The organism is Leisingera sp. ABD4_442, from assembly GCF_056160905.1.
The window spans coordinates 1-8,562 of the sequence record NZ_JBSWYB010000069.1 but is presented as its reverse complement, the minus strand read 5'-3'; the positions used below and the strand labels follow the sequence as shown (position 1 = coordinate 8,562).

General features: G+C 58.7%; 7 protein-coding genes and 1 pseudogene. 4 read left to right on the top strand and 4 right to left on the bottom strand.

Annotation, left to right across the window (positions count from 1 at the left end):
* Positions 1-382 precede the first annotated feature (382 nt).
* The 3 genes from ACXAHG_RS23185 to ACXAHG_RS23175 are packed head-to-tail and all read right to left on the bottom strand — an operon-like array spanning position 383 to position 3,434.
* The gene (locus ACXAHG_RS23185; RefSeq protein WP_475061140.1) at positions 383-1,417 is read right to left on the bottom strand and encodes an ABC transporter substrate-binding protein; all 1,035 of its coding nucleotides are present in this window, start codon (positions 1,415-1,417) and stop codon (positions 383-385) included.
* Positions 1,387-2,772: a sensor histidine kinase gene (locus ACXAHG_RS23180; protein WP_475061137.1), complete on the bottom strand. Its 1,386-nt coding sequence runs from the start codon at positions 2,770-2,772 to the stop codon at positions 1,387-1,389. Before ACXAHG_RS23180 ends, ACXAHG_RS23185 begins: the two co-directional genes overlap by 31 nt.
* Positions 2,769-3,434, bottom strand: a complete 666-nt coding sequence (locus tag ACXAHG_RS23175; protein ID WP_475061135.1) for a response regulator transcription factor — start codon at positions 3,432-3,434, stop codon at positions 2,769-2,771. The genes ACXAHG_RS23180 and ACXAHG_RS23175 overlap by 4 nt, the downstream gene beginning before the upstream one ends.
* Positions 3,435-3,551: 117 nt before the next feature.
* Here ACXAHG_RS23175 and ACXAHG_RS23170 point away from each other — a divergent pair, with 117 nt between their 5' ends.
* The 4 genes from ACXAHG_RS23170 (at position 3,552) to ACXAHG_RS23155 (ending at position 7,672) form a co-directional block, all read left to right on the top strand.
* The gene (locus ACXAHG_RS23170) at positions 3,552-4,535 is read left to right on the top strand and encodes a tripartite tricarboxylate transporter substrate binding protein (protein ID WP_475061133.1); all 984 of its coding nucleotides are present in this window, start codon (positions 3,552-3,554) and stop codon (positions 4,533-4,535) included.
* A gap of 90 nt (positions 4,536-4,625) precedes the next feature.
* Entirely contained in the window at positions 4,626-5,120 is a 495-nt protein-coding gene (locus ACXAHG_RS23165; protein WP_475061131.1) for a tripartite tricarboxylate transporter TctB family protein, read from the top strand.
* Between the two features lies 1 nt (position 5,121).
* Positions 5,122-6,639, top strand: coding sequence for a tripartite tricarboxylate transporter permease (locus ACXAHG_RS23160; protein WP_475061129.1), 1,518 nt, complete (start codon positions 5,122-5,124; stop codon positions 6,637-6,639).
* A 676-nt stretch (positions 6,640-7,315) separates the two neighbouring features.
* On the top strand, positions 7,316-7,672 hold the full coding sequence (locus ACXAHG_RS23155) for a TA system antitoxin ParD family protein (RefSeq protein WP_475061126.1): 357 nt from the start codon (positions 7,316-7,318) through the stop codon (positions 7,670-7,672).
* 302 nt (positions 7,673-7,974) lie between these two features.
* Here the strand turns inward: ACXAHG_RS23155 and tnpC are convergent.
* Positions 7,975-8,469: pseudogene (tnpC, locus tag ACXAHG_RS23150) on the bottom strand (IS66 family transposase); the annotation flags it as partial.
* Between the last annotated feature and the right edge of the window lie 93 nt (positions 8,470-8,562).

Below are 8,562 nucleotides of genomic sequence, written 5' to 3'. Positions count from 1 at the left end.
CTGTCAGCCAGAAAAGATCAGACATGTTCACCGCTCGGTTTTCGAACCGTGAATCACGCCGCCAAGTGAAAATCAATGGGTCCTGACCCTACGCAATCTGGCGCTCTTGGCGGAGACACTCCGGACTTCAAAATGCGGCACGCAACCGGTCAAGCGAAGGGAAGCAGATTATTTCTGGATGTTTGCTTCGGTCCAGCCCCCTCAACAGGGAACAATGTGCATAGCCCAACCCCAAAGTTTCACAGGGCCTTTCTGCTGCAACAGGGATTATTGGTGAACTCCCACCCGCCAGTGAAGCAAGGGGAAGAGCTTTTTTGGTACTCGCTGCCACCTTTATCTCCTAGTTCTGAAATTCAATAAGATTGCGGCCTAGGCAACTGGCTTACTTCTTTCGCACTGCGCTAAACCACTCCGCCATAAAACGCCTACGCTTCTCGGTGTCCTGATACACCAGAAGGCCAGGACCCAACTGGATGGGCCGTTTCGGGCTTGCGGTGTCAACAAAGGCAACAGGCGGCTTGCTGAAGGGATAAACCGCAGCCGGCGGTTGTGACCAAGCTGCGGTAATCAGATGATCCACAAAGGTCTTGGCAAGTTCTGGCCGCGCGCTGCCTTCCAGCAGAACCGCGGACCGCATCATCAAGTGCGTATAGTCTTCCGGATCAACGACAATAATTTTGTCTGCCAAATCCCGCCGGGCGCGCGCATAGCTGCCTAACACGTTGTAAGCTATCAAGACCTCTCCCGAAGCGACTCGTTCTATCATACTGGCCGAGCAGCAGAGCAACTGCGGCTCCAAGCTGCCCAGCACTTCCATCAGCCGCCAATAGGTTTCTGAAGTGCGGGCGTCCTGTGTCGCAAAGAGGTATCCCAGCCCGCTGAGCGATACATCATAGGTGGCTACTTTTTTCTGGAACCGCTCCGGCTGCGCGCGCAGCAGTGCGATCAGGTCCTGCCGTGTACGCGGCGGACCGGTGCCGGAAAATGCAGCCGAGGAGAGCACGATTGACGCGGGCTCGAGCGAAATCGCAAATACATGGCTGCGCCATTCCCCCCACTCTGGAATCAAGGCAGTAGCAATAGAGTTATGCGGAAGGGTGAAGCCATCGTTTGCCAGTTTGGTCTGCAAGTCCATTGCCGAAGACAGAGCAACATCGAACTGCTCTTCGCCTTCGAGGACTGCTTTCATTACCTCACCGCTGTTAGCAACCGTGTAATCCACCGCAATCCCCGGATGTTTCTGCAGATAGCTTTCGATCAGCGGTGCAAGAATTTCCGTGTCCGTGGTCGAAATCACCCGCAGCGGCGTACCGTCTTCCGGGCCGATCCAGTGCCGTTCTTCCACTTCAAAGCCGACTGCGGCCTGGGCCGCAATGGCGAGAATGCTCAGGGCGAGGGAAAACAAAGCGTTACGCAAGCACCTGCTCCTGTTTGGCTATTTTCAATTAACAAGCTTCCGCCGTGGGCCTCAGCGACTTCTCGGGCAATTGTCAGCCCCAATCCGGAGCCAATTGTGCCTTCAGCATTGGCGCCGCGAACGAACCGGCGAGTCAGAGCCTCGGTGTCCTCGCCAACGAACCCGCCAGCCTGGTCTTCGATTTCTATGCAACTTTGTGCGCTGGAACCACACACACGGACCCAGATCTCGCTGTCCTGGTCTGAATACTTGATGGCATTGTCCAAAACGTTACGGACTGCATTTTGTAAAAGAATGCCATCACCTTTTATGCAAGCTGGGCTGTCGCTTTCGAAATGCAGGACAATGTCCTTCAGCTCTGCCACCGGCTGCAACCGCTCTGCCAGGTCCCAGGCGAGTTCGTTCAAATTGACGTCCTTCTGTTCCAGGCTGTCTGTCCGAAACGACACCATTGCGTGATCCAGCAACTGCCCCGCCGCCCGCGAGCTTTCGTCGATGGCGCGAATCATTTCCCGCAGGCTGGCCCGGTTGTTCTTTTCCTCCACCCGCATCAGAGTGACTTCGGCCTGGGTGCGCACCGTGGCCAGCGGCGTGCGCACCCGGTGCGCAGCTTCTGCAATGAAATCTTCGGACCGGGCCAGCGAGGTTTGCAGACGGCTGATGAAGCTGTTGAGCGAAGACACCAGCGGTGACATTTCAGATGGCACCGGGCGGGTCACCGGGCGCAAATCTTTGGGTCCGCGACGGGAGATCGCCTCGGTCAGCGACCGGAGCGGTTTGATGCTGGACTGGGCGGACCAGAAGGCCAGCGCGGAAGCCAGCACAAAGAAGCCCGTGCCAATGTAGAGCGCAGACCAGGAAAGCTGTTCCAGCAATGCCGCCTGTCCGGACCGGGTTTGGGCGACGGAGACCTGCACCGGAACCGGCACGCCCTCAACAGACATACGGCGCGACAAGGTAACAACCCGGATGCTTTCTGCCTTGTATTCGACGGTTTCAAAATGCGGCTGCCCCGGCCGAACTGGCTCCTGGCCTGCCGGCAGGTCCTCATATCCGGTCAGTACGCCTCCTGGGCGGGCGATCCTGTAAAACACCCGGTCGTCGCTCACATTGCCCAGCATGGACAGCGCCGCATAGGGAATATCCGCGGTGATCTCGCCGGACTGAACCGACACCGAGTCGAGAATGGAAGTGGCCGAGGCCAGCAGAATCCGGTCGTGGCTTTCTTCTGCAACATTGCGGACAAAGCCGAGAACCGCAAAGAACAGCAGCGCCGCTAAAAGCGCTGCGCTTCCAACAAGCTGGGCTAGCAGCCGGCGGCGGATCGAGCCGCTGAGATTGACCCCGGTGCTCATCCCAGGGACAGCCGGTACCCAAGGCCGCGCACCGTGGTGATCTGCACCCCGGAACCGGCCAGATGCTTGCGCAGCCGGGCAACATAAACTTCGATGGCGTTTTCCGAGACATTCTCGTCATAGGAAAACAGCCGGTCCACCAGTTTGGATTTGGAGAAAATCCGGTCAGGCGCATTCAGAAACACCTCCAGCAAGCGCAGCTCCTTGTTGCGCAGAGTGATGGTTTTGGCCCCCGTAGTAACCGTCCCCGCCATCGGATCGAACTGCAGATTTTCGAATCGGCGCAGGTTGGAACTGCCGCCGCCGCGGCGGCGCAGCACCGCCCGGCAGCGGGCTTCAAGCTCGGAAAAATCGAACGGCTTGGTGATGTAATCATCCGCGCCAAGGTCCAGCATCCCGACCCGGTCCGAGACCTCGGAACGGGCAGTCAGGACGATGACGGGGGTTTCCTTCTGATGCTCCCGGTGTGTTTTCAGGAAACTGCGTCCGTCGCCGTCCGGAAGCATAATATCTAATAAAATCAAATCGTAATCGGTAGTGTCGGAAAATGCTGCGGCAGTGCCGGCGTTGGGTGCATGATCCACCACATGCCCGTCCAGCCGCAGCCGGTCCAGGATGGCGTTTGCCAGGCTTTCGTTGTCCTCAACCAGGAGGAAGCGCATGGGTCCAGGTCCTTTCCATGCCGTTCCAGACAGGCCCGTGACAGGTCCATGTCAGCTTACTGTGCTCTCTTTCAGTCATGAGCGGCGTGACCGCGATTTGTCAAATGGGAGGACAAAATGAGCAAATGGACTCTGACGCGCCGGGCCGCTATTGCGGCGACCGCCGCAGCGCTGGCCTTTGGTGCACCGGCACATGCGGAAGAGAAGGTACTGGACAGCATCCACTTTCTGATTCCGGGCGGCGCAGGCGGCGGCTGGGACGGCACGGCCCGCGGCACTGGCGAAGCGCTGACCGCTTCCGGCCTGGTGGGCAAGACGTCTTACGAAAACATGTCCGGTGGCGGCGGTGGCAAGGCCATCGGCTATCTGATCGAAAACGCCGCCAGCCAGCATGGCACGCTGATGGTGAATTCAACACCCATCGTGATCCGCTCGCTGACCGGTGTGTTTCCACAGAACTTCCGCGACCTGACGCTGGTAGCGGGCACCATCGGCGACTACGCGGCCTTTGTGGTTGGCAAGGACAGCCCGATCAATTCGATGGATGACCTGCTGGCAGCCTACAAGGCAGATCCGCGCGGCACGGCCGTTGGCGGCGGCTCGGTTCCGGGAGGCATGGACCACCTGGTTGCGGCCATGGTTATGCAGGCCGCGGGTGAAGACCCAACGGCTGTGAAATACATTCCCTATGATGCGGGCGGTAAGGCCATGGCGGCTCTGCTGTCCGGCGAGATCGCTGCACTCAGCACCGGCTTTTCTGAGGCCATTGACTTGGCCAATGCGGGCGAAGTGAAGATTATCGGTGTCACCTCGGAGGAGCGGGTCGACAGCTACCCGGACGCTCCCACGATGATGGAGCAAGGACTCGACACCACCTTCGTCAACTGGCGCGGTTTCTTTGCGGCGCCGGGACTGCCCGAGGACAAGCTGGCTGCGTATCAGGCTGCGCTGGAGAAGATGTACGGCACTGCAGAATGGGAAGAGGTTCGTACCCGAAATGGCTGGGTGAACATCCACAATTCCGGTGATGACTTCCGCAGTTTCCTGGAAGGTCAGGAACAGGTCATCGGCGATCTGATGAAGAAACTCGGCTTCCTGTAACGCATCCACCGTGCCGCCTCGTGGCGGCACGGCTTTCTGCTGGGCGGCGTGGCCCACAGCCAACAAATCAATAAATCGAAGGAGGAGGAAATGGCACTCGACCGCTGGATTGCCTTGGTCATCCTGATGATCTGCCTCGCTTATGGCTATGCTGCATTTTTCACTATGGACGCAGCCCTGCCGCCATTCATGAAACGCAACCCGATTTGGCCGAGCACCTTTCCCAAGATCCTGTCGGTCATGGCCATTCTTGTCTCGCTTTATGTACTGCTGGGGTTCGAGAAGGGGGCTGACGACCCGAAGCCTATGGACATCAACTACCGCCGGTTGACAGATTACAACTTAAGCCAAGCACTGACACTGTTGGGGCTGATGGTGGCTTACGCGCTGCTGTTGCGGCCTGCGGGTTTCCTTCCCGCGACCACGGGCTTCCTGATCGCAGGCGCCTGTGTTCTTGGCGAACGCAAACTGCACATCCTGCTGCCAGTCGCAGCCGGAGCCGCAGGCGTGGTCTGGTATCTGGTACAGGAAGTGCTGGGGATCTTCCTCAGCCCTTGGCCTGCACTTCTGACAAACGGAGGCTGATATGCTCGAAGGCATTATGGTCGGGCTAGGAACGGCCTTTTCCCTCACCAATCTTTTGATGGTCATCGGCGGTTGCCTGATTGGCACCTTCATCGGCATGCTGCCGGGGCTGGGGCCGATGTCGATCATCGCCATCATGATCCCGGTGGCGATCTCCATCGGCGATCCCTCTGCCGCGCTGATCCTGCTGGCAGGCGTCTATTACGGCGCGATCTTCGGCGGCTCCACCTCGTCGATCCTGATCAACGCGCCAGGGGTCGCCTCAACGGTGGCAACCTCGTTCGACGGGTATCCGCTGGCGCGCCAGGGCAAGGCCGGCAAGGCGCTGACGGTGGCGGCGATCGCGTCTTTCTCGGGCGGCACCATCGGGGCCATCCTGCTGATGATCTTTGCGCCTGCTTTGGCGACTGTGGCGCTGCTGTTCCACTCTGCCGAATACTTCGCCCTGATGGTGGTCGGCCTTTCGGCCATTGCCGCCTTTGCAGGCTCCGGCCAAGTTGGCAAGGCGCTCTTGATGACTCTGCTGGGGCTGATCATGGCCACAGTGGGCGAAGGCGCGCTGTTCAACATGCCGCGCTTCACCATGGGCATCATGGATCTGCAATCCGGCTTTGGCTTCATCACCCTGGCAATGGCGATGTTTGCCCTGCCCGAGGCGATGTATCTGGTGCTGGACCCCTCCCGCTCGAACACCGGAGACGGCAGCAGCGAAATCAAGGACCTGCGCATCACCAAAGATGATGCCAAGGCGATCACCCCGGTCATTGGGCGCCAGTCGATCCAGGGCTTCCTGATCGGGGTCCTGCCCGGCGCAGGGGCAACCATCGCCTCCTTCCTCGGCTATGCTGTGGAGCGCAACATTGCTTCCAAGGAAGAACAGGAGCAATTCGGCAAGGGTTCGGTCAAGGGCCTGGCTGCACCGGAAAGCGCCAACAACGCCGCCTGCACCGGCTCCTTTGTGCCGCTCCTCACGCTTGGCATTCCGGGTTCCGGCACCACGGCGATCCTGCTGGGCGCGTTGATTGCGCTCAATGTCTCGCCAGGACCGCGGCTGATGGTGGACGAACCGCAGATCTTCTGGGCGGTGATCATCTCAATGTATCTGGGCAACCTGATCTTGCTGATCCTTAACCTGCCGCTGATCCCCTATATCGCCAAGATTCTGGCGGTGCCGCGCAACTACCTGATCCCCTTCATTCTGTTCTTTACATTGATGGGGGCCTACATCGGACAGAACAACGCCACCGAGCTGCTGATCCTGGTCGGACTGGGTATCTGCGCGACGGTGCTACGGTTTGCGGACTATCCGCTGGCACCTTTGTTGATTGGTTTCATCCTGGGATCGATGCTGGAGGACAACTTTGCCCGCTCCATGCAGCTCTATGACGGGCTGGCATTCATCCTGGAACGGCCGATGACCCTCGGCCTGCTGGGTCTGGCCGTCATATTGGTGGTGCTGCCCAGTTACCGCGCACGCCGCGCCCGGCTTCGGGCCGAGGGCGCTGCCGACGCAGACTGAACGCAACAAATGGAAGGTTCCGGCCTTCCATTCTCCTGTTCCAGACCATTCCGGAACTTCCTTGAAACTGTGCGGCCGTCTTTGCTCCGCCGGCATTGCTGCGGACGGAGCGGCTCGCATTTACTGGCGAATTCTACCGCTGCCCGCCCTGTTCGACACCGCCTTCTGGGCGATCAAGGGCATAGCTTGAAGAATCATTTCTCCCCCTGCAGACGGTAGTCCCACCCGATCTGGCCCTGTTTTTGACGTTCGTCCAGGCCCCTACCGCAAGCGCAACCTGGGCGATCTGGAGTGTCCACTTGCCGCCGCCTACGGCGCGCTGCTCCGCTGCCTGCTGACCTGGCGGGCGCAGGTGCTTACCTTTTCACTGACTTTCTCTATGCTCGCCGTGCCGTTTTACATGTTTTCAGCCAAGGAGCTGGCCCTTGCCGAGGACCAAAGCAGCATTTTTGTCATTGTCCAAGGGCTCGAAGCTACCGTTGCCCTGATGGGCTAGGTGAATATCTGACAAAGACCTCCTAGATTGTAGCTTCTTAACTCAAGAAAAGTGAGCAAATCTGCCGCCCTTGCTTCCTGCATCGCCGTCAGCCAGCTGGGCCTCCCGCGGGCCAATGACGTCCAAACTTTGACTCTAAGATGGCATGTCGATACCCATTAATCAGTTCAGGAGGCAAACATGGCTCAATCCGTGAAACTTGCCGATGCGATTATGACCATGGTCCGCCATGAGGCACGAATGAATGGCCGCTCCATAGCTGGTCAGGTCACCCACTGGCTGAAAATTGGTCGGGCTATCGAACGCTCCAGCAGCTTCGATTATGCCCGCATTACTGCCGCTCTCGAAGGCAAGCTCGCCGCCTGCCAACTGCTTGGTGATGAGGAAACCGCATGGCTGGATGTATTCACTGAAAAGATGAAGCGTCCGTCGGAAGCTGAAGAGGATTTCTTTGCCCGGCGCCAGTCACTCGGCCGCGGAGTTGGCCTCGACGCTGGGGGCAACCTCGTCTACGCCAAGCACGACACTGCCGGTTGAGATCGTGCCTTTTTGCATGCTGAGGCTTGTCGGCCTGGACAGGTTGCCTCCTGGGAGTCGGAGCCATCCTAGCTCATAGCAGAGATACTGTTCACATCTTCCAAGATTCGTGTTTCAAGTCTCGAATGCAACGAGCTACGCGAAACACCTCACCACTGTTACAGAGGTCAATCGGCCGTCTGCCGTCGAATGCGTGGTGCTTTTTATCAGCCAGTTTCGGGCGTACTTGGGGCTTTCGGACCATTCCACGATCATCTTGATGATTACACGTTCTTCAGCCGTCATCTCGCCTAGGCGTGTGTTTCGATCCCGTTGAGCTTGCAGGTCTCGATCAGTGACGCGATGACGGCCCAGTTTTGTGCGCCCGCATCATGTCCGGCGAAGAGCGCGTTTTTGCGATTCAGGGCGATGGGACGGATGGTGCGCTCGACGGGATTGTTGTCGAGCTCGATGCGACCATCGCTGAGGAACAGGCAAAGGCCGTCTCGGTATTTGGCGATGTATTTCAGGGCCTCCCCGGTCGGTGACTTTGAGGAGACGCGGGCGCGGCTTTGTGCGAGCCAAATCTCGAATGCGTCGATAATGGGTTTTGAACGTTCCTGCCGTGCGACCCTGCGTTGGTCGGCTGTTTGACCGCGCAGGTCTTTTTCGATGCGATAGAGTGCCTGGATTTGGGCCAGTCCTTCCTGCGCGATTGGGGCCTCGCCGGATTGGGTAACATCATGCAGCTTGCGTCGCGCGTGAGCCCAGCAATAGGCCAAAGTCACATTCTGGGCTGGACGTTTGAGAAGGCGGTTATTGAGCTACTCCCCGAAAATCGGACACTGATGGTGTGGATGCCCCACCCCCAACAGCCTGCTTCGTGGCAAGCTGTTGAGGTTGGTCCAATA

What these genes read in the sequence shown, in the direction of transcription:
- ACXAHG_RS23180 (WP_475061137.1), bottom strand. Translation starts at nt 2,772, where the DNA reads ATGAGCACCGGGGTCAATCTCAGCGGCTCGATCCGCCGCCGGCTGCTA.
- ACXAHG_RS23175 (WP_475061135.1), bottom strand. Translation starts at nt 3,434, where the DNA reads ATGCGCTTCCTCCTGGTTGAGGACAACGAAAGCCTGGCAAACGCCATC.
- ACXAHG_RS23170 (WP_475061133.1), top strand. Translation starts at nt 3,552, where the DNA reads ATGAGCAAATGGACTCTGACGCGCCGGGCCGCTATTGCGGCGACCGCC.
- ACXAHG_RS23165 (WP_475061131.1), top strand. Translation starts at nt 4,626, where the DNA reads ATGGCACTCGACCGCTGGATTGCCTTGGTCATCCTGATGATCTGCCTC.
- ACXAHG_RS23160 (WP_475061129.1), top strand. Translation starts at nt 5,122, where the DNA reads ATGCTCGAAGGCATTATGGTCGGGCTAGGAACGGCCTTTTCCCTCACC.
- ACXAHG_RS23155 (WP_475061126.1), top strand. Translation starts at nt 7,316, where the DNA reads ATGGCTCAATCCGTGAAACTTGCCGATGCGATTATGACCATGGTCCGC.